Genomic DNA, 18,968 nt, shown 5'->3' on the forward strand with positions numbered 1-18,968 from the left:
ATCGAGGCGGCGCTGGTCAGTCAGGTCGCGCGATCTCGTACCAGCAGCCGGGCTCCCAGACTCCCCGCGCGGAAGCGAAGACCGGCCGCTCGCCAACGAACCTCATGCCCAGCTTGGACAGAATCGCTCGCGAGGCTGCGTTATCAGGGTGAGCCTGGGCTTCGATCGTTTCGGCGGCCGGCAACTGTGACCACAAGGCCGAAAGACCTGCCTGAGCGGCCTCCGTCATGTAGCCCTGGCCATGTGCCCCCTCTGCGAGATGATAGCCGATCTCGACCCGGAGCCTCTGGTCCCTCGCGCCACCACCAAAGCCGCCGATCACCAGATCATCCGCCAATCTCTCGATGGCGTAGCTGACGTGCCAACCTTCGCTTACGCCTGCCCTCGCCTCAACGATGCGCTCTAGCGCCAGTTCGGGTGGGGTCGGATCTGGCCACGAGCTGAGCCAACGGCTCACCTTGGATGTCATGTTGGCCGACAGAGCCAGCGCGTCGCTCGGCCGCCAACAGCGGAGCCGAAGTCGCGGCGTAACGACGACGGGAAGCAACTCCTCCCCGTCTTCGCTCATCAGACCAGCGAGCCCTTGCCGCTGGTCACTTCGGTGTAGCGGTGCACGCGGACGGCCTGGATCAGGCCAAAGCCGATCATCACCGTCAGCATGACGGTGCCGCCGTAAGAGAGCATCGGCATGGGCACGCCCACGACCGGCGCCATGCCCATCACCATCGCGCCGTTGATCAGCACATAGACCGCGAAGGTCGAGATGGTGCCGCCGGCGGCCAGACGTCCAAAGTGGCTGTGGCTGATCGAGGCGATCCGCAGCGCCATGAAGATCACCGCGCCATAGAGGAACAGCACGGCGAAACAGCCGACAAAGCCGAACTCCTCGGCCAGGGTGGCGAAGATGAAGTCGGTCTGCTTTTCGGGCAGGAAGTTCAGCTGGCTCTGCGAGCCCAGGCCAAAGCCCTTGCCCAGCAGGCCGCCCGAGCCCAGCGCGATCTTGGACTGGACGATCTGATAACCCTTGCCCGAAGGGTCGGCCTCGGGGTTCAGAAAGGTCATGACCCGGTGGCGCTGATAGTCGTGCAGCACGAACATCACAAAGGGCGGGATCGCGGCCAGGAACGCGGCGATGCCCGCGAAGATGATCCGCCAGGACAGCCCCGCCAGGACCACGATCGACAGCCCGGTCGCCGCGATCAGCATGGCGGTGCCGAGGTCAGGCTGGTGGGCGACCAGGAGGACAGGCGCGGCGATCATGCCCGCCGGGATCAGCAGGCGCCAGGACATCCGGGCGCTGTCGGCCGACAGGCCGTGATAGTAGCGCGCCAGGGCCAGCACGAGGCCGATCTTCATGATTTCCGAAGGTTGGAAGCGGAAGCCGCCGATCGACAGCCAGCGCTGGGCGCCCAGCGAGACATCGCCGGCGACCTCGACGGCGATGAGCAGCAACAGGCCCACGACATAGATCGGATAGGCGGCCATGAACCACCAGCGCAGATCACACATGGCCAGAATGACCATCATGATGAAGTAGAGGCCAAAGCGGATCAGATGCTTGGCCGCCCAAGGCTCCCAGGACGCGCCGGCGATCGAGAACAGCATCAGCGCGCCCGCGCCGGCGATCAGGCACAGGAACAGACAGAAGGTCCAGTCGATCTCCATGAACTTGATGGTCGGCCGGTCGCGTTCGCCGGGCCGGGAAAGGCCGCCGCTCAGGGTCATGTCTGGCCTCCCTGCGGAGTTGTGGGCGCTTCGGGCGCGGGCGGCGGCGCTTCGACCGGATCTTCCGGCGCGGCGCCTTCGATGTCGGCCTCGGGAACCGCCTCCGGCAAGGGCGCCGGCCGCTCGATGCGGGCGCGGATCTCCGGATCCTTCAGCAGCGCCACGCGCATCACCTCGCGGGCGCGCGGCGCGCCGGCCGTGGCCCCGCCCAGGCCACCGTGCTCGATGATGACCGACACCGCATAGCGGGGGTCGTCATAGGGCGCGAAGGCGACGAACAGATTGTGGTCCTTCAGCCGCCAGCGCACGTCCTTGCTGTCGCGCGACACGCCCTTGTCGTAGCTGCGCACCTGGGCCGTGCCGGTCTTGCCGGCCATCTGCACGTCGCCCAGGCCCAGCTGGCTGTTGCGGTAGGCGGTGCCGCGCACGTCATTGGCCACGGCGGCCATGCCATTACGCACATAGGCCAGGTGCTCGGGCGAGAACGGCAGGTCCGGCACGTCCGAGCCGGCGGGACGCTCCATGTCGCCGATCGACTTGATGAGCCGGGGAACCAGCGCCTTCTTGGCGTTGGCCAGCCGGGCCGTCATCACCGCCAGTTGCAGCGCATTCACCGTCAAGGCGCCCTGCCCGATGGCGTAGCTGGGGGTTTCGCCCGGGAACCAGATCTGGTTGGCCGGATTGCGCTTGAAGGCGCGCTTCTTCCACTCGCGGTCTGGAACGATGCCCTTCTTCTGACCGGGGATGCCGATGTCGAAGGTCTGGCCAAAGCCGACGGCGCGGGCGGCGCGGGCGATGGCGTCGGGACCGATCTTCAGCGAGATCTGGTAGAAATAGACGTCACAAGAATTCTTGATGGCGTCGTGCATGTTCTGGGGGCCGTGGCCGCCCTTCTCCCAGCAACGCCACACCCGACCGCCATAGTACCAGCTGCCCGGACAGTTGACCCGGACCTCGGGATCGATGCCGGCGGCCAGGGCGGCCAGACCCACCGTGGGCTTGAAGGTCGAGCCGGGCGGAAACAGGCCGGTCATCGACTTGTCGAGCAGCGGCTTGCGCTCGTACTCGGCCAGGGCCTTGTACTCAGGACCGGACAGCCCCCGCACGAACCGGTTGGCGTCGAAGCTCGGCGCGGAGGCCATGCACAGCAGGTCGCCGTTACGGCAGTCCATCACGACGATGGCGCCGCTCTCCTCGCCCATCACCTCGAGGGCGCGGTTCTGGATATCGGCGTCTAGGGTCAGGTGGATCGCCTTGCCGGCCACGGGCGGAATGTCGCCGGCCGGATCGAGCCGTACGACGCGCCCCACCGAGTCGACCTCGGTCTTGGTGGCGCCGGCGCGCCCCCGCAGATCCTTGTCGAACGCCTTCTCCACGCCCTGCTTGCCGATCCGGAAGCCCGGATGGTGCAGCAGTTCCTGGTCCTGGGTGGCGTCGCCCTCGGCCGCCTTGAGGTCACGGTCCGAGACCTTGGCGACATAGCCGATCACGTGGGCGAAAGCGCCGCCGAACGGATAGACCCGGACCTCGCCCATGTCGGCGGTGACATTGGGCAGTTCCGGCGCGCGGATGTTGACGCGCGAGAACTCCTCCCAGGAGAGGTCCTCCATCACCACGACCGGCGCCTTACGCGGCGCCCGGTCCAGCTCCTTGAGGATCCGCGCCCGGCGGGTTCCGTCGATCGGAACCAGCTTGGAGAGATCGTCGAGGACCGCCTCGGCCTCCAGCCCCTTTTCCTTGTTGATCATCAGCCGGAAATTCGGGCGGTTGGACGCCAGCGAAACGCCGTTGCGATCCATGATCAGACCGCGCGGCGGCGGCACCAGGCGGTAGTTGAACTGGTTGCCGGCAGAGAGCTTCTGGTAGCGCTGAGCCTCGACCAGCTGCAATTGCGCCAGCCGCCCGCCTAGGGTCAACAGGCCCAGGCCCGTAAGACCGCCCAGCAGGAACGCGCGCCGGTGGAAGACCCCCTGACGCTCGTTGACCTCGAAAAAGAAGATGGACGGTTCGCTCATCGCCTCACCGGAACCGCACGTCGGCGTCCTCGAAGCGATCGACCAGCCGGTGAGCGAACGGGAACAGCAGCGCCGTCACCAGGAACTGCCAGAACACCGCCAGCAGGCTGGGCATGGCCAGGCTGTCGAGCATGGTGATCAGGAAGCTGGCGATCATGGCGATCGCCGTCACGCCGGCGAACCAGGCCCACATCATCGGACGGCTCTGCCCCGTCATCGCGTTGCGCAGGATCAGAACCATCGCATAGGCGACCAGCAGCGACAGGCCCCAAAGGCCGGTCGGGCCGCCCCAGAAGATGTCCAGGAACAAGCCCAACACCAGCAGGGCGAACGGCGCCATGATCGAGGGACGGATCATGGCCCAGGCGAAGGCCGGCACCATAGCGAAGACCGGCTCGGGCAATTGCAGACCCCAGATCCGGATCGGCGCGGCGAAAGCCATGGTGGCGCCGATGCACATCAGCATGGGCACGCCCAGCCATCGCGCCGGATTGAGAGGCCGGGCGCCGCTCATGCTCATCGGGGCGCTCCCGTCTGAGGCGGCGTGGCGGTGGTGGCCGGTCGTGCGGCCGGCGCCGCCGACGGCGTGGCCGTGGCCGGCGAAGGCGTCGGCGCGACCGGTCGCGAGACGGGGTTCGACAGGATCGAGGTCTGCGGATCCTCGGTCGTTACCGGCGGCAGAGAGCGGGCCTGAAGCTGTTTTTCGTCAGCCAGTTGGGCGAAGTCCTTGAACAGCAGAATCCGCACATAGTCGATCGAAGCCTGGTCGGCGAACAGCACGACGCGCCAGCGGCCATCGAGCCCCTTCACGGCCGCGCCCACCGGCAGGCCGCGCGGCACCACACCGCCGTCGCCGGAGGTGACCACCCGGTCGCCCTGCTGGATCGGATCGACGCCGCGCAGGTAGTCAAGCTTGGGATTGGGCCCGCCATCGCCGGTCAGGATGGCCCGCGCATTGGTGCGGTCGATCATGACCGGGGTGCGCGAGGCGATGTCGGTCAGCAGCAGCACCCGGCTCACACCGCGCGAAACACCGACCACCCGGCCCACCAGGCCGCGCTCGTTCAGGACCGGATTGCCGACCACGATGCCGCGCTCCGAGCCCGCGTCCGCCAGACGGGTGTTGGCGAACGGGCCGCGGCTGTCGCTGACCACCCGGGCCGACGCCATCGGGATCGGCGGATCGGTCCGCAGGCCCAGGAGGCTCTTGAAGCGATCGTTCTGGTCCTGCAGCGCCAGGGCCCGGTCGCGCCACTGGCGCATCTCGGCCAGTTCGACCTTCAGGCGCCGGTTCTCATGCGCGGTGAAGAAGTAGCTGCGGACATAGTCAAGGCCCAGGCCCGTCCAGCGCCCCGGCGCGGCGATCGCGCCGCTGACAGGGCGGGCCACGGTGTCGACGGTCTGCCGCGTGACGCCATAGGCCTGCTCCTGAAGCGTCTCGCGACGGTCGGCCAGGAGAAAGGCGACGCCGATGACTGCGGCCACGATCAGCGCGACCGCCGCCGTCCACGTCAATGGCACCTTCAGGTCGCCCAGCGGACCTTCACGAAAGCGCACTTAAGTTTCTCCCGACGCCCCCCGCGGCGCTTCTATAAGGAATACCGGCCTAGGCCAGCGTGGATTCCAGGACGCCCTTCATCCACTTGGGATGTTCCAGCACCTTGCCGCAGCCCAGGGCCACGCACGAGAGCGGATCGTCGGCGACCGTGACCGGCAGGCCGGTATGATCGCGGATCTCAGCGTCCAGGCCGCGCAGCAGCGCGCCGCCGCCCGTCAGCATGATGCCCTTGTCGGCGATGTCGCTGGCCAGTTCCGGCGGCGTGGCCTCCAGGGCGACCTTCACGGCCTCGACGATCTGACCGACCGGTTCAGCCAGGGCGTCGGCGGCCTGCTTTTCGCTGATGCGGACTTCGCGCGGCACGCCCTGCATCAGGTCGCGGCCCTTGACGTCGATCGACAGACCTTCGCCGTCGGCCGGCGCGCGGGCGGTGCCGATTTCCTTCTTGATGCGCTCGGCGGTCGTCTCGCCGATCAGCAGGTTATGGTGGCGACGCATATAGCTGATGATCGCCTCGTCCATCTTGTCGCCGCCGACGCGGACGCTGCGCGAATAGACGATGCCCGACAGCGACAGCACGGCCACCTCGGTGGTGCCGCCGCCGATGTCGACGACCATCGAGCCGGTCGGCTCGTGGATCGGCAGGCCCGCCCCGATCGCGGCGGCCATCGGCTCGTCGATGAGGCCCACGCGGCGCGCGCCGGCGTTCAGGCAGCTGTCGTTGATGGCGCGGCGTTCCACGGCGGTGGCGCCCGACGGCACGCACACGATCACCTTCGGGTTCACGAAGCCCTTGCGGTTGTGAACCTTGCGGATGAAGTACTTGATCATCTCTTCGGCGACTTCGAAGTCGGCGATCACGCCGTCGCGCATCGGGCGGATGGCTTCCATGTGACCCGGCGTACGACCCAGCATCTGCTTGGCCTCGATGCCCACGGCGTGGACGACCTTGCGCCCGCCCACATTGCGTAGCGCCACCACCGACGGCTCGTTCAGCACGATGCCCTTACCCTTCTGATAGATCAGGGTGTTGGCCGTTCCGAGGTCGATGGCGATGTCGTTCGAGATCACGCCGAAAAGGGAAGAGAACATTGAAAGCCCTGACTGAGGGGTAGGAGGGGCGTAACGAGCGGTCGGATCGAGGGGCAGATCGTAGAAGAAGGGCCAAATCCATCTCTGAAGACGGGGTCGGCGGAGAAGAAAAGGCTCCTACTTCAATTCAATGCGAGGACAACATGATTCCCGCATTTGGGGGATTTCGACCCGGTCCGCGCGTCCAGCCGCCCGACGGGAGCGCCGCCCCCTGGCCGCGCCGTCGTCCGAGCGACGATAAACGCGCCGACGCCGCCCGTTTGCCCTGCGAAAGCGTTGATTTCAAGGTCTATTCGCGGAGCTCTTCACGGGTTTCGCGATGGGACCCGCCAAGCATCCGAAAGTGGCCAAATCTAGCCGAGCGCGGCCATGACCACGCCGACCGCCGTCACGAGACCGGCGACCACCTGCAAAGGGGTCAGGCGTTCCTTGAACAGGCGTCGTCCGGCGATGGCGGCGATCGGCATTTCGACCACGCCGACCGCTCTGACCGGCCCCACCGGCGAGAGCGTCATAGCGGTGAACCACAGGCCAGACGCCGCTGCGCCGCAAAAGCCCGCGCCCAGGGACTGCCGCCAGGCGGCGATGACGGCCTTGAGGGCTGCGCGATCGCGCCAGGCCAGGTAGCTCGTCAGTGCGAGCGTCTGGATGGCCTGCACCACCATCACCGTCACGAAGGCCGAGGCGGCGGGATGGGCCGGCTCGAAGGCCAGACTGGCTTGCCGAAAACAGTTGGCGCTGAGCGCGAAGATCGCGCCCGATCCCAGTCCGGCCCAGACCGCGCCCTTGCGCATCACCACATCACCGCGCGGCCAGGTCAGGATCGCAAGGCCCAGGGTCGCGATCAGTCCCCCGGCCCAGGCCACTGGGCCGACGTGGTCGCCGAAGAACAGCACGCCCCAGATCAGGGCGAACGGCAGCCCGCTCTGCTGCATGGCCGTGCCCAGGGCGAAGCTCGAGCGCTGCATGGCCGTGAGCAGCGCCGCCGTCGCGGCGATCTGCAGCCCCGCGCCCGCCACGCAGGCGATCCAGAACGGCAAGCTGGCGTGCGCGGTCGCACCCGGCGTCACCAGCCAGGCGATCGCCGCGAACAGGGTGGCGAACGGCAAGCCGAACAGAAACCGCACGAGGGTCGCGCCCCACGGCCCCGCTTCGCCCATGATCGAGCGCTGGGCGGCGTTGCGCGCGACCTGAAAGGCCGTCGCCGCGACGGTGATGGGAATCCAGATCAAACGCCCCTCCCCCTTATCGACGTGAGCAGACCCCACGCTCAAAGGCGCGCGTGGGGTGTCACGGTCCTGGCGGGCCGGCAAGATTGACGGACAGGATCAACCTGTCCGTCGCAATAGCGCTTGGGGGTTAGAACCCGCTGGCGATCGCCGCTTCAGGCCGGCTCTTCTCCTTGCGGGCGAAGAGGTTGTTCAGCGCGTTGACATAGGCCTTGGCCGAGGCGGTCAGGGTGTCGGTGTCGGCGGCCGCGCCGGTGGCGATGCGGCCGTCCTCCTCCAGGCGCACCGAGACCTGGGCCTGGGCGTCCGTGCCTTCGGTCACCGCATGCACCTGGAAGAGGCGCAGGGCGGCGCTGTGCGGCACGATCTTGTGGATGGCGTTGAACACTGCGTCGACCGGGCCGTCGCCCGTCGCCTCGGCCGTGCTGGCGACGCCGTCGATATCCAGGGTCAGCTCGGCCGACTGGCCGTCGGTGCCGGCCACGACTCGCAGGCGCGACACGCGGATCTTCTCCGAGCCACGAGCCAGGGCGTCGTCGACCAGGGCGACGATGTCGTCGTCGAAGACGTGCTTCTTCTTGTCGGCCAGTTCCTTGAAGCGGCCAAAGGCGTCGTTCAGGGCGTTCTGGCCCAGCTCGTAACCCAGGGCCTTCAGCTTCTCGCGGAAGGCGTGGCGGCCCGAGTGCTTGCCCATGACCAGGTTCGTGGCGCCCTGCCCCACGTCCTCCGGCTTCATGATCTCGTAGGTCTCGGCGTTCTTCAGCATGCCGTCCTGGTGGATGCCGCTCTCATGCGCGAAGGCGTTCTTGCCGACGATCGCCTTGTTGAACTGCACCGGGAAGCCGGTGATAGCCGAGACGTAGCGGCTGGCGCGGGTGATGTGCACGGGATCAACGCTGGTGCCGTACGGCAGATGGTCGCCGCGCACGCGCAGGGCCATGACGATCTCTTCCAGCGCGGCGTTGCCGGCGCGCTCGCCGATGCCGTTGATCGCGACCTCGACCTGACGGGCGCCGCCTTCGATGGCGGCGATCGAGTTGGCCACAGCCAGGCCCAGATCGTTGTGGCAGTGGGCCGAGAAGATCGCCTTGTCGGCGCCCGGAACGCTGGTGATCACGTCACGAAACAGCTCGCCGTACTCCGACGGATACGAATAGCCGACGGTGTCGGGCAGGTTGATCGTGGTGGCGCCGGCCTTGATCGCCGCCTCGACGCAGCGCTTCAGGAAGTCGCGCTCGGTGCGGGTGGCGTCCTCGGCCGACCACTCGACGTCACCGACCAGGTTACGAGCGTGGCTGACCGAACGGGTGATCGCTTCCAGAACCGCGTCCGGCTCCATCTGCAGCTTGTACTTCATGTGTACGGGGCTGGTGGAGATGAAGGTGTGGATGCGGCCGCGCTTGGCGCGGCGCACGGCCTCGGCGCAGCGATCGATGTCGCCGGCGGCGGCGCGCGCCAGGCCGCAGACGGTGCTCTCGGTGATCAGTTCGGCGATCTGACGGACAGCTTCGAAGTCGCCGTTCGAGGCGATCGGGAAGCCGGCCTCGATGACGTCGACCCCCATCTCCTCGAGGATCTTGGCCAGTTCCAGCTTCTCTTCCAGCGACATGGAGGCGCCGGGCGACTGCTCGCCGTCGCGCATGGTGGTGTCAAATACGACGACGTTGTCGCGCTTGCTGATAGCGCCAGCGGGTACGGAGGTCATGGAAGTACTCGTCGAAAGGGGTGTGTCTGCGTGCGGGCTGCGGGTTCAATCATCCCCTGTGCGCCCGGCCACGACGATGCGCGGCCCCTAGAGCGCCCAGGGGCTGATAAGCCGAAGCGAAAGCAGGTCGCGCGTGACAGTCATGCCTGACTTTCTACACAGGGGGCCTGAATCGAGCAAGCAATTTGCGCCAGCCAGAACAATCGGTCGTTGGAGGCGCAAATTTCTTCCCCAAAGCCAGTTAGTTCGGGCGCGTTACAATCGGGAAGTCGGAGGGGAAGGTGTCAAACCAACCCGCCAGCCGGCTCATCGCCGCGCGATCACCCTCCAGCTTGACCTCGCCCTTCAGGATCTTGGGCAATAGCGAGGTTCCGCCGAACAACGACTCCAGGAACACGGCCCGATCGACAGTCAGGGTGGCGTCCGCCCCCTCCCCGCCCTTCGAGGGCTGAGCCACCAGCACGCCGTTGCGAACCTCGATCAGGAAACGCTCGTTGCGATCGGGGAAGGCGAACACCATCCGCAGCCGCGCGTCGCCGGCCTTCTCGGCATTGAGGCGGATGGCCAGGACGTCGAAGATCATCTGGCTTTCCAGCGCGGCGATCATGTCCAGCGGCGTCATGGACGGTGGCAACTTGCGAACCCCGCCGCGCAGTTCGTCTGCGGCCGTCAGGTACATGTTCCGCCACAGCGCGTTCTCGGTCTGGTAGCCGAGTTGGTCGTAGACACCGGCCAGCAGACGCTTGGCCTCCTTGTCGCCGTCGTCGGCCATGACTGCGTGGTTCAGCAAGCTGGCCGCCCAGCCATAGTCACCCTTGGCGGCGGCCTCGCCGGCCAGCGCCTTGACCTTGGCCGCGCCGCCCATGGCCGCCACATAGCGCTTGCCGGAGTCGGCCGGCGGCGCCGGGATCAGATGTGCGGGATTGGCGTCGTACCAGCCCATATAGCGCTGATAGACGGCCCGGCTGTTGAAGCTCATCGAGCCATAGTAGCCACGATTGAACCAGTTCCTGGCCAGGGCCGGGGGCAGTTGGATCTTCGCGGCGATCTCGTCGCCGGTCATGCCGCGGTTCATCATCCGCACCGTCTGATCGTGCAGATACTTGTAGGCGTCTCGGTGGTCGGCCAGGAAATCCTTGACCACCGCCCCGCCAAAGCGCGGCCAGCCGTGGCTGGTGATCATGATGTCGGAGTTGTCCCCAAACAGGCGCAGCGCCTCGGTCAGACCATCAGCCCAGGCCTTGGCGTCTCGCACCAGGGCCCCACGCGGGGTCAGGATGTTGTGCATCGAGACATTGGCGTTCTCGGCCATGTCCAGGATGCGCAGGTCCGGGAAATAGAGATTCATCTCGGCCGGGGCCTCGGTCGAGGGCGTGTACTGGAACCGCACCTTGACCCCATCCAGGGTCAGTTCCTGGCCGGTATGGTCGATGATGACCGTCGGCGGGATCAGGGTGATCGAGCCGCGGGCGATGTTCTGGCCGATGCCGGCGGTGATCTGGCCCTCGACGCCCGGCGGCAACATGACGCCGAACTGGTACTGGGCCCGGCGGCTCATGGCGTTGCCGGCCAGGATGTTCTCGGCGGCGACCTCTTCCATGAAGCCCTTGGGCGCGACGATCGGGACCTTGCCGCTCTTGACGTCGGCCTCGTCGACCACGCCGCGAACCCCGCCGAAGTGGTCGCTGTGACTATGGGTATAGACCACCGCCGTGACCGGCAGCTTGCCCAGCTTCTCGTTGACCAGCTCGAGCGCGGCCCGGGCCGTCTCCTGCATGGTCAGGGGATCGATCACGATCCATCCCGTGTCGCCGCGCACGAAGGTGATGTTGGAAATGTCGAAGCCGCGCACCTGATAGACGCGGTCCGACACCTGATACAGCCCGTGCTTGGACAGCAGCTGCGCCTGACGCCAGAGGCTGGGGTTCACCGTCGCCGGCGGCTCGGCCTTCAGGAAGTCGTAGGCGGCGAGGTTCCAGGCCGCCTGCCCGTCGGCGCGCCGGATGATCGGATCCGCCCGCGTGCCCAGGAACCCCTTGTCGGCAAACTCGAAGTCCTGCCGGTCGTTCAGCGGAAGGGTCTGGGCGAAGGCTTTCTGACGCTCGGCGGTGGTCGGCGTGGCCGGCTCGCCCGCCCGGGCCGCGCCCGCCGCCAGGATCAAGGCCAACACGCTGACCGCGAACATTCCTTTGCGCATCTCGCTCCCCGATATTTGAAACTTTATAGTTTCATTCTACATATCATCGATGAGCCCCGTCGCGAAAGCCCCCAGCGCCAGCACTCCAAGAGGCCGCCCCGGCCAGCCCAAGCCGCGCGTCGACAAGGCCGCGCGCGGCCTGGCGGTGCTGGAAGCCGCCGTCGAGATCTTCGCGGAAAAAGGCCTGCAGTCGGCCACGATGCAGGATGTCGCCGACCGGATGGGCGTGGCCAAGATCCTGATCTACCGGCTCTATCCGTCGCGGCAGGCCCTGATCGACGCCCTGTTCGGAGACATGCTGGCGCGTATCGAGGCCGACTCTGGTCGCCCCTGGGGCGGCTACGGGTCGAGCATCGCCCGGTTGGTCACGATGTCGCGCGCCAATCCCAAGCTCGCCCTGTTGCTGCTGCGTGACGCGCGCGGCGCGCCGGAGGCCGCCGTCTGGCGCGCCGCGTTGGAAGACCTGCTGACCCGGCTGATCGAGCCCTTCGTGGCCGCACCGGCGCAGGCTTCGGACAAGGCGCGCGCCACCTGCCGCCACGCCGCGCGGACCTTCATGCCGTTCGTGATCGAAGCCTGGGCCGCCGGGATCGAGGATAGCGACGGGATGGACGACGAGACCCGCACGCGATGGTTTGGCGAGATCGTCCGGGCGTGGCGGGAAGCCACCTATGCGGCGGCGGGGCTCAGCCCTCTCCCGCTTCCCCCGCCTCACGGCGGGTAAGCCAGGCGCGGCTCAAGAGGCCCATGCCCAGCCAGATCACGATCGCCAGGGCGATCATGGCGATGTGCTGCTTGCCGCCGCCCCGCATGGCCTGAACGATCGAATTGCCGGCGAAGGCCGTCAGGGCGATCTTCGGCACGATGCCGATGGCGGTGCCGGCGGCGAAGTCGCGCAGCCGCATGGGCGTGACGCCCGCGGCCATGTTGACGACGATGAACGGCGCGCTGGGCACCAGGCGCACGATCAGGCTGGCCATGAAGCCGTTCTTGCCGATCATCCGCATGAACTTGTTGACGCTCTCGCCGGCGAAATCGCGCAGGATCCGCGCGCCATAGGCCCTTCCCAGCCAGAAGCCGACCAGCGACGACACCAGGGTGCCGATCCAGCTGTAGGCGAAGCCGGTCCAGGGCCCAAAGGCCACCACGGCTGCAGCGATCAGAACGAACTGCGGCACGCCCAGGAACGCCATGATCGCGAAGACGGCCACCGCCACCGGCAGCGCCCAGGGCCCGCTTGCGGCCAGCAGCCAGTGCTCGACGGTCGCCTCGCCGTTCAGGCCCAGCAGTTGCGCACCGAACAGGAAGACCAAGCCCACGCCGCCGAACAGCACGAACGACACCGCCACCATGCGCCAGGCGCGGGCGTCCATATTGGTTATGAAGTCGATGAAACGGCGGATCACGGGCCCTCCTCGCCCAAGCGCCGTCGGGGGTCAAGCGGCGCGGCCTCGAGACCTGCAAAGGAAACGGGCGTTTTTCCGGCCGATACCGCTAAACCGCGATCCGGGGACGCCCTGATTCGCCCGTGGCGACATTTGTGTTGCGCGCCCTTCACATGACAGCGTTACTTATCCACAGGCTGCAAGGCCCGCAAACCTTGGCCTGTTAAGGAGTCGCGGACGTGAAAACCCTGGCTGTCATCTCCCGCAAGGGCGGCGCGGGCAAGACGACGCTCTCGGTCAATCTGGCGATCACGGCGCATCTGGCCGGTCTTCGCACCATGCTGGCCGACATCGACCCGCAACGCTCGGCGTCGGACGCCCTAAGAGCCCGCGTCGGCGAAGGCCCAACGCTCGCTGAGATCAATGCGGGCAAGCTCTTCTCGACCCAGGTTCAGGCCCAGAACACGGACTTCGACGCCCTGGTCATCGACACCCCCGCCTCACCGGAGTCGGACGTCCTTCAGGCCATCAACTGCGCCGATCTGTGCGTGCTGGTCTGCCGCCCCACCTTCCTGGACATCGCCTCGGTGGTCCGCTCGGCCGAAGCCGTCCGCCGCCTGGGCAAGAAGGGCTTGATCGTGCTCAGCCAGGCTCCGCCGCGTCGCAACGGCGTCGAGCCGCCGGCGGTGCTGAAGGCCGCCGAGGCCCTGCGCTTCACCGGTATGCCGCTGGCGTCTGTGGGCCTGCGCGCCCGCGCCGCCTTCCAGCAATCGATCGCCCATGGTCGATCCGTCTGCGAGTGGGACCCCGGATCGCCCGCCGCAGAGGAGATTTCCCGGCTGTGGGCGCTCTTGGCGCCGATACTGCTGGGCCAAGGGGACATCCGGGTTCGGGCGGGATAGTCTGCCCCCGATGAAGATCCTGGCCATCTCCGGCAGCCTCAGGGCCGCGTCCTACAATACCGCCCTGCTGCGCGCCGCGCGCGACCTCGCGCCGGAGGGCGTCGAGATCGAGATCTTCCGCCTGCACGACCTGCCGTTCTTCAATGAGGACGTGGAGGCAGAGGGCGATCCGCCGCCGGTCGTGGCCTGGAAGGACGCGGTGCGGGCCGCGCCGGCGCTGCTGATCGCTTGCCCGGAGTACAACGGTGGTCTCACCGCCGCGCTGAAGAACGCCATCGACTGGGCCTCACGCGGCAAGCCCGCGCCTCTCGACGGCAAGATCGCCTGCGCCATGGGGGCCAGCCCCGGCGTCACCGGAACCGTCCGCGCTCAGGATGCGCTGCGCCTGAACCTGCGCCGGGTCGGCTGTGACCTCGCCCCGCTGTCGGACATGCTGGTCGGTCAGGCCCATACCAAGATCGAAGATGGCGTGCTGACCGACGAGCGCACCCGCCAGGCGATCACGCGCCACCTGGCGAGTTTCGTCGAGATCGTCCGCGCGCGGGCTTAACCGCCCGTCAGCTTGCGCAGATCGTAGTCCGGCCCGAAGTTCAGCACGAACAGCGCGCCGAGCAACACCGTCTGTTTGGCCGAAGCCAGATGCAGGCCGACCGCGCCGGCGCCCGCCGGAATGTCGATCAAGGCGCGGCCGGGCACAGTGTACATCTTCCACTCGCCGCCGACCTTGATCCGCCCCTGCATCGCCGCGTCATAAGGCGCCGCGGATTGCTGAATGCGCACGGCGGGGATGTCGGCGCTGGCCGGACCGCCGTCGACGGCCTCGGCCTTGGCCCAGAACGCCACCAGCAGCACGTCACCCTTGCTGATATTGCCGGTCAGGGGCTGCGACGCGCTGACGTCCCACGGATTGGCGCCGGCGCCCTGGACCTCGACCTTCGTCGCCCCGCCGCCCTGAACCGTCTTGTCCTTGATCGGCGCGTTCTTCTGGCCGGCGCCATAGACGCCCCAGGTCGCCGAAGGCTTGTTGATCGCCTTTTGCAGGATGTCGCCGTCGCTGGACTGGCGCGCCAGTCCTGGCGAAGCGGCCCCGATCGCCAGCGCCAGCGCAGCCAGCGCGATATACAGAAGCTTCCATTTCATAGGCGGCGTTCCCCCTGCCTGGCCGTCCCGCGGCCGCGCGTTTCCCCCGAGGATCGTCCGCGTTCTCGGGATCGATCCTACAAATGGTAGCGGTATCTTCAGTGGTCGCCTTAGGCAAGAACCCTGAGGCAGGAACTTGGCCAAAATGTCATGAACCCCGGCCTTGCCGCGTTGCACCACGGCCACCGGGGGCGTAAACACCGCCGCAATCCTGAAAACGGTCCTGTTGTTCGGACCAGGCAACCCAGGGGAGTTCTGCAAGATGTCGCTCGAGTCCGCCGCCCTGCGGCGTATCGCACCGTCGGCCACCATCGCCATCAGCGCCAAGGCGCGCGCGCTGAAAGCCGCCGGCCGTGACGTGATCGCCCTGTCTGCGGGCGAGCCGGACTTCGACACGCCCGACAACATCAAGAACGCCGCCATCGAAGCGATCAAGGCGGGCAAGACCAAGTACACCGATCCGGACGGCATGCCCGAGCTGAAGGCCGCCATCTGCGCCAAGTTCAAGCGCGAGAACGGCCTGGAGTACAAGCCCAGCCAGATCCACGTCGCCCCGGGCGGCAAGCCGGTGATCTACAACGCCCTGGTCGCCACCCTGAACCCGGGCGACGAGGTGATCATCCCCGCGCCGTACTGGGTGTCGTACCCCGACATGACCCTGCTGGCCGGCGGCACGCCCGTTTCGGTCGAGACCACCGCCGAAAGCGGCTTCAAGATCACGCCGGAAGCCCTCGAGGCGGCGATCACGCCGAAGACCAAGTGGCTGATCATCAACAGCCCCTCGAACCCGTCGGGCGGCGCCTATAGCCGCGCCGAGCTGCAGGCGATCGCCGATGTGCTGCTGCGCCACCCGCAGGTCTGGGTGCTGACCGACGACATGTACGAGCACCTGGTGTTCGACGACTTCGAGTTCACCACCATCGCCCAGGTCGAGCCCAAGCTCTATGACCGCACCCTGACGATGAACGGGGTGTCGAAGGGCTATTCGATGACCGGCTGGCGCATCGGCTACGCCGCCGGTCCCGAGCCGCTGATCAAGGCCATGGGCAAGATGATCAGCCAGACGACCTCCAACCCCTGCTCGATCTCGCAGTGGGCCGCGCTGGAGGCGCTGAACGGCACGCAGGACTTCATCAAGCCGAACGCCAAGCTGTTCCAGGAGCGCCGCGACCTCGTCGTGTCGATGCTGAACCAGGCCACCGGCCTGCACTGCCCGACCCCGGAAGGCGCCTTCTACGTCTATCCCTCGTGCGCCGGCCTGATCGGCAAGACCGCCCCCTCGGGCAAGGTCATCGAGAGCGACGAGGACTTCGCCACCGAACTGCTGGAGAGCGAAGGCGTGGCCGTCGTGCACGGCGCGGCCTTTGGCCTCTCGCCGTTCTTCCGCATCAGCTACGCCACCAGCAACGACGTGCTGGAAGACGCCTGCTCGCGCATCCAGCGCTTCTGCGCCAGCGTGAAGTAAAGCCTCAAATCCTCCCCCTCGCGGGGGAGGTGTCGGCTCGAAGAGACGACGGAGGGGGAAGAAGCCGGATAGCCCGAACTTCCCCCTCCGGCCTTCGGCCGCCTCCCCCTTGGGGGGAGGATTTAACGCCTACCCATCAATCCAGTCGGTCAGCCCCTCGCGGGCGTGAGCTTCGCGCAGCGCCGGACGCTGGCGGATACGGTCGAGGTAGCGCTTCAGGTTCGGCCACTCGGTCGCGGGCTTGGGCATGTTCCGGCTCCAGCGGCAGAGGATCGTGACCAGGAGGTCCACGGTCGTGAAGCCCTCCCCGACCATGTAGTCGCGATCGGCCAGATGCGCGTCCAGCCGCGCCAGACCGGCCTCGATCCGCGACCGCGCAGTGGCCTGTACGGCCTCCTGCGCCTCGCCGCCGGCCGGTTCGTGCGGATAGAACCAGGCGCGGAAGTGCGGCTGGAAGCTGTTGGCCAGCCAGAAGCTCCAGCTCAGATAGGCGGCGCGGTCGGCAGATCCCGGCGTCGGCGCAAAGCCCGCCTCAGGATGACGCTCGGCGAGCAGGGTCACCAAGGCCGCCATCTGGGTCACCGGCCGGCCATCGACGATCAGGGTGGGAACCACGCCATCCGGATTGAGCGCCAGATACTCGGGCGTCTTGTGCTCGCCCTTGTCGAAATCCAGCAGCTTGAGCTCGAATGGAACCCCAAGCTCCAGAAGCATCCAGTGGACGGCCGTGCCGGCGGTGCTGGGCGAACCATAGAGCGTGTACATCAAGAGCCCTCCGATAAAGCGCCCGGATAGGGGCCCGCTTCTCCCCTCGCGTCAAGAATCGGCGGTCGCGCGCCAACGCCCCCGCGAGAATCCGCAGGAGCGTTGCTAGATCGGGCTTGCTTGTCGGGATCAGTGCTTTTCGCGCCACTTGGACTTGGCGTCGTCCTTGGTCACGCTGAGATGGACCTTGGCGTCATCGATATACTCCACCCAAGACAGCGGGATCAGGTGGTGCTTGAGGCCTCCGCCCAGATCGAACTGGGCCAGTTGGATCTCGCCGCCGGCGATATGGTCCACGCGACCGACATGGCCGCCGTCAGAACCGACCACTTCATGACGCTCTTTGATCTGGGATAGATCGATCATCTTGAGTCTCCAGGCTTTGGCGAGGCCCGTTTGGTCCCTCGCGACATCAGAACGACCAGGCCTGCGGTAAAGTTTCAGCTTGCCATGCACGCATGAATTGTTCTTGATATGTTCCAACTTCGTTTGAGGACGCCTCATGCGCCTTCTCGCCCCCGCTACCGCCGTCGTGTTCGCGTTGCTCGCCGCCCCATCCGTCCTGGCCGATCCGGCGATCGACAAGCGGGTGGACGCTGTGTTTTCCGATGACGCCGTCATCCTGACCGAAGCGGGCAAGACCGTGCTGGTCTATCGGACCAAGCCGCTGGATCCATCCGCCGAACCAGGGCGCGCCAACTATGTAAGCCCATTCTATGCGCCGGACGGAACCGCGCTGACCGAGGACAAGCCGGGCGATCATCCGCATCACCGGGGCGTCTGGTGGGCCTGGATGAAGGTGCAGGCGAACGGAAAGTCCGTCGCCGACGGCTGGTACATGAAGAACCTGTCGTACTTCGTTCGCGAGAAACGCTTTCTGGGCGACGCCGAAGGTGGCGGGACCCTGACGCTCGAGGTCGACTGGATCGTCAATTCCGGCCCGGAGCTGGCCTATGTCGCCCGGGAAACCACCAAGGTGACGGTCAGGCCGCTGAAGGCGGGCGCCCGGCGGGTGGAATTCGACACGATGATCACCTCGCGGGTCGAGGCCCTGGGCCTGGGCGGGAGCGAGGACGACCGGGGCTTTGGCGGTTTCTCGATCCGATTGGTCGATCCCGAGCACCTGACCTTCTCATCCGGCGGCAAGACGATCATGCCTAACGGCGCGGCGATCAACGCGGGCGCAGCCATGGGCTTCGCCTGGTCGGGCGGATCCAACGCCCCCGCCTGGACGATCGGCCTCACCTGCAAGGCCAACGGACAGGCGGTGACCCGCTGGATGTTGTATAATGACCGCTCGATGCAGAACTGCGTCTTCCCGGGCCGCGCGCCTCTGATTCTCAAAAAGGAACAGACGCTGCGGCTGGAGGAGACCGTGGTTATCCGCCCCGCCGCCAAGAAGAAGCTCTGAGACCCATGGCCGACATCGTCAATCTGAACCAGGCCCGCAAGGCCAAGGCCAAGGCCGACGACAAGGCCCGCGCCACCGAGAACCGCGTACGTTTCGGCCGCAGCAAGGCGGAGAAATCTCTGGAAGCCGCGCGCGCAGAGAAGCTTCGCCGCGACCTCGACGGGGCCAAGCGCGAGGATTAGGGCGTAGCTTCAAATATCTGGAGCTCAGTCCAACGCTTTGGATGACGCCGGCTAAAGCGAAGGACCTCTAGGCGGTGTGGACACTTATCGCAGCCACAAGGCAATAGCGGCGAGGGTGACGACGGCGAGATAGTTGCGAGCGGTCTTTTCGAAGCGGGTTGCAACGCGCCGGAACTGCTTGAGCTTTGAGAAGCAGC

General features: G+C 66.8%; 20 protein-coding genes and 2 pseudogenes. 6 read left to right on the forward strand and 16 right to left on the reverse strand.

Translation table 11 applies throughout. From position 1 onward, the window contains the following. Positions 1-16: 16 nt before the first annotated feature. From CVUC_RS14140 to CVUC_RS14185, 10 genes are all read right to left on the reverse strand, one after another. The gene (locus CVUC_RS14140) at positions 17-568 is read right to left on the reverse strand and encodes a GNAT family N-acetyltransferase (RefSeq protein WP_096033163.1); all 552 of its coding nucleotides are present in this window, start codon (positions 566-568) and stop codon (positions 17-19) included. Beyond that, complete coding sequence (rodA, locus tag CVUC_RS14145; protein ID WP_096033162.1) at positions 568-1,725, reverse strand: rod shape-determining protein RodA; 1,158 nt, start codon at positions 1,723-1,725, stop codon at positions 568-570. Before rodA ends, CVUC_RS14140 begins: the two co-directional genes overlap by 1 nt. Then, positions 1,722-3,740, reverse strand: coding sequence for a penicillin-binding protein 2 (mrdA, locus tag CVUC_RS14150; protein WP_010919420.1), 2,019 nt, complete (start codon positions 3,738-3,740; stop codon positions 1,722-1,724). Before mrdA ends, rodA begins: the two co-directional genes overlap by 4 nt. A gap of 4 nt (positions 3,741-3,744) precedes the next feature. After that, the gene (locus CVUC_RS14155; protein WP_010919419.1) at positions 3,745-4,260 is read right to left on the reverse strand and encodes a hypothetical protein; all 516 of its coding nucleotides are present in this window, start codon (positions 4,258-4,260) and stop codon (positions 3,745-3,747) included. After that, positions 4,257-5,297, reverse strand: coding sequence for a rod shape-determining protein MreC (gene mreC, locus CVUC_RS14160; protein ID WP_096033161.1), 1,041 nt, complete (start codon positions 5,295-5,297; stop codon positions 4,257-4,259). Before mreC ends, CVUC_RS14155 begins: the two co-directional genes overlap by 4 nt. Before the next feature lie 49 nt (positions 5,298-5,346). Beyond that, a complete protein-coding gene (locus tag CVUC_RS14165) occupies positions 5,347-6,390 on the reverse strand; it encodes a rod shape-determining protein (protein WP_010919417.1) in 1,044 nt (347 codons plus the stop codon). A gap of 353 nt (positions 6,391-6,743) precedes the next feature. Beyond that, the gene (locus CVUC_RS14170) at positions 6,744-7,622 is read right to left on the reverse strand and encodes a DMT family transporter (RefSeq protein WP_096033160.1); all 879 of its coding nucleotides are present in this window, start codon (positions 7,620-7,622) and stop codon (positions 6,744-6,746) included. A gap of 127 nt (positions 7,623-7,749) precedes the next feature. Next, complete coding sequence (locus CVUC_RS14175) at positions 7,750-9,324, reverse strand: 2-isopropylmalate synthase (RefSeq protein WP_010919415.1); 1,575 nt, start codon at positions 9,322-9,324, stop codon at positions 7,750-7,752. 87 nt (positions 9,325-9,411) lie between these two features. Next, complete coding sequence (locus CVUC_RS14180; protein WP_024265724.1) at positions 9,412-9,468, reverse strand: hypothetical protein; 57 nt, start codon at positions 9,466-9,468, stop codon at positions 9,412-9,414. A gap of 97 nt (positions 9,469-9,565) precedes the next feature. Further along, a complete protein-coding gene (locus tag CVUC_RS14185) occupies positions 9,566-11,521 on the reverse strand; it encodes an alkyl/aryl-sulfatase (RefSeq protein ID WP_096033159.1) in 1,956 nt (651 codons plus the stop codon). 49 nt (positions 11,522-11,570) lie between these two features. On the opposite strand from CVUC_RS14185, the gene CVUC_RS14190 reads away from it, so the two are divergent. Beyond that, entirely contained in the window at positions 11,571-12,245 is a 675-nt protein-coding gene (locus CVUC_RS14190; protein ID WP_096033158.1) for a TetR/AcrR family transcriptional regulator, read from the forward strand. Here the strand turns inward: CVUC_RS14190 and CVUC_RS14195 are convergent. Further along, the gene (locus tag CVUC_RS14195) at positions 12,208-12,927 is read right to left on the reverse strand and encodes a TVP38/TMEM64 family protein (RefSeq protein ID WP_010919412.1); all 720 of its coding nucleotides are present in this window, start codon (positions 12,925-12,927) and stop codon (positions 12,208-12,210) included. The genes CVUC_RS14190 and CVUC_RS14195 overlap by 38 nt on opposite strands. A 218-nt stretch (positions 12,928-13,145) precedes the next feature. Between CVUC_RS14195 and CVUC_RS14200 the strand changes: the two genes are divergently transcribed. Both CVUC_RS14200 and CVUC_RS14205 read left to right on the forward strand, forming a co-directional pair. Further along, the gene (locus CVUC_RS14200) at positions 13,146-13,808 is read left to right on the forward strand and encodes a ParA family protein (RefSeq protein WP_096033157.1); all 663 of its coding nucleotides are present in this window, start codon (positions 13,146-13,148) and stop codon (positions 13,806-13,808) included. 10 nt (positions 13,809-13,818) lie between these two features. After that, on the forward strand, positions 13,819-14,358 hold the full coding sequence (locus CVUC_RS14205; protein WP_096033156.1) for an NADPH-dependent FMN reductase: 540 nt from the start codon (positions 13,819-13,821) through the stop codon (positions 14,356-14,358). On the opposite strand, the gene CVUC_RS14210 is transcribed toward CVUC_RS14205, so the two are convergent. Continuing rightward, positions 14,355-14,948, reverse strand: coding sequence for a hypothetical protein (locus CVUC_RS14210; protein WP_010919409.1), 594 nt, complete (start codon positions 14,946-14,948; stop codon positions 14,355-14,357). The two genes, CVUC_RS14205 and CVUC_RS14210, sit on opposite strands and share 4 nt — an antisense overlap. Positions 14,949-15,210: 262 nt before the next feature. On the opposite strand from CVUC_RS14210, the gene CVUC_RS14215 reads away from it, so the two are divergent. Further along, positions 15,211-16,413: a pyridoxal phosphate-dependent aminotransferase gene (locus CVUC_RS14215; RefSeq protein WP_096033155.1), complete on the forward strand. Its 1,203-nt coding sequence runs from the start codon at positions 15,211-15,213 to the stop codon at positions 16,411-16,413. A 7-nt stretch (positions 16,414-16,420) separates the two neighbouring features. Here the strand turns inward: CVUC_RS14215 and CVUC_RS14220 are convergent. The 3 genes and pseudogenes from CVUC_RS14220 to CVUC_RS14230 all read right to left on the reverse strand — a co-directional run. Beyond that, a pseudogene (locus tag CVUC_RS14220) lies at positions 16,421-16,529 on the reverse strand (hypothetical protein); the annotation flags it as partial. Between the two features lie 13 nt (positions 16,530-16,542). Next, entirely contained in the window at positions 16,543-17,181 is a 639-nt protein-coding gene (locus CVUC_RS14225) for a glutathione S-transferase family protein (protein WP_164468117.1), read from the reverse strand. 126 nt (positions 17,182-17,307) lie between these two features. Continuing rightward, positions 17,308-17,544: a DUF2171 domain-containing protein gene (locus CVUC_RS14230; RefSeq protein ID WP_012640262.1), complete on the reverse strand. Its 237-nt coding sequence runs from the start codon at positions 17,542-17,544 to the stop codon at positions 17,308-17,310. 136 nt (positions 17,545-17,680) lie between these two features. Here CVUC_RS14230 and CVUC_RS14235 point away from each other — a divergent pair, with 136 nt between their 5' ends. Further along, positions 17,681-18,589: a DUF6807 family protein gene (locus CVUC_RS14235; RefSeq protein WP_096033153.1), complete on the forward strand. Its 909-nt coding sequence runs from the start codon at positions 17,681-17,683 to the stop codon at positions 18,587-18,589. 5 nt (positions 18,590-18,594) lie between these two features. Further along, positions 18,595-18,771: a DUF4169 family protein gene (locus CVUC_RS14240; RefSeq protein ID WP_010919404.1), complete on the forward strand. Its 177-nt coding sequence runs from the start codon at positions 18,595-18,597 to the stop codon at positions 18,769-18,771. An 84-nt stretch (positions 18,772-18,855) separates the two neighbouring features. Here CVUC_RS14240 and CVUC_RS14245 read toward each other — a convergent pair. Next, positions 18,856-18,968, reverse strand: a pseudogene (locus tag CVUC_RS14245) (IS5/IS1182 family transposase); the annotation flags it as partial.

The organism is Caulobacter vibrioides, from assembly GCF_002858865.1.
GTDB lineage: Bacteria > Pseudomonadota > Alphaproteobacteria > Caulobacterales > Caulobacteraceae > Caulobacter > Caulobacter vibrioides.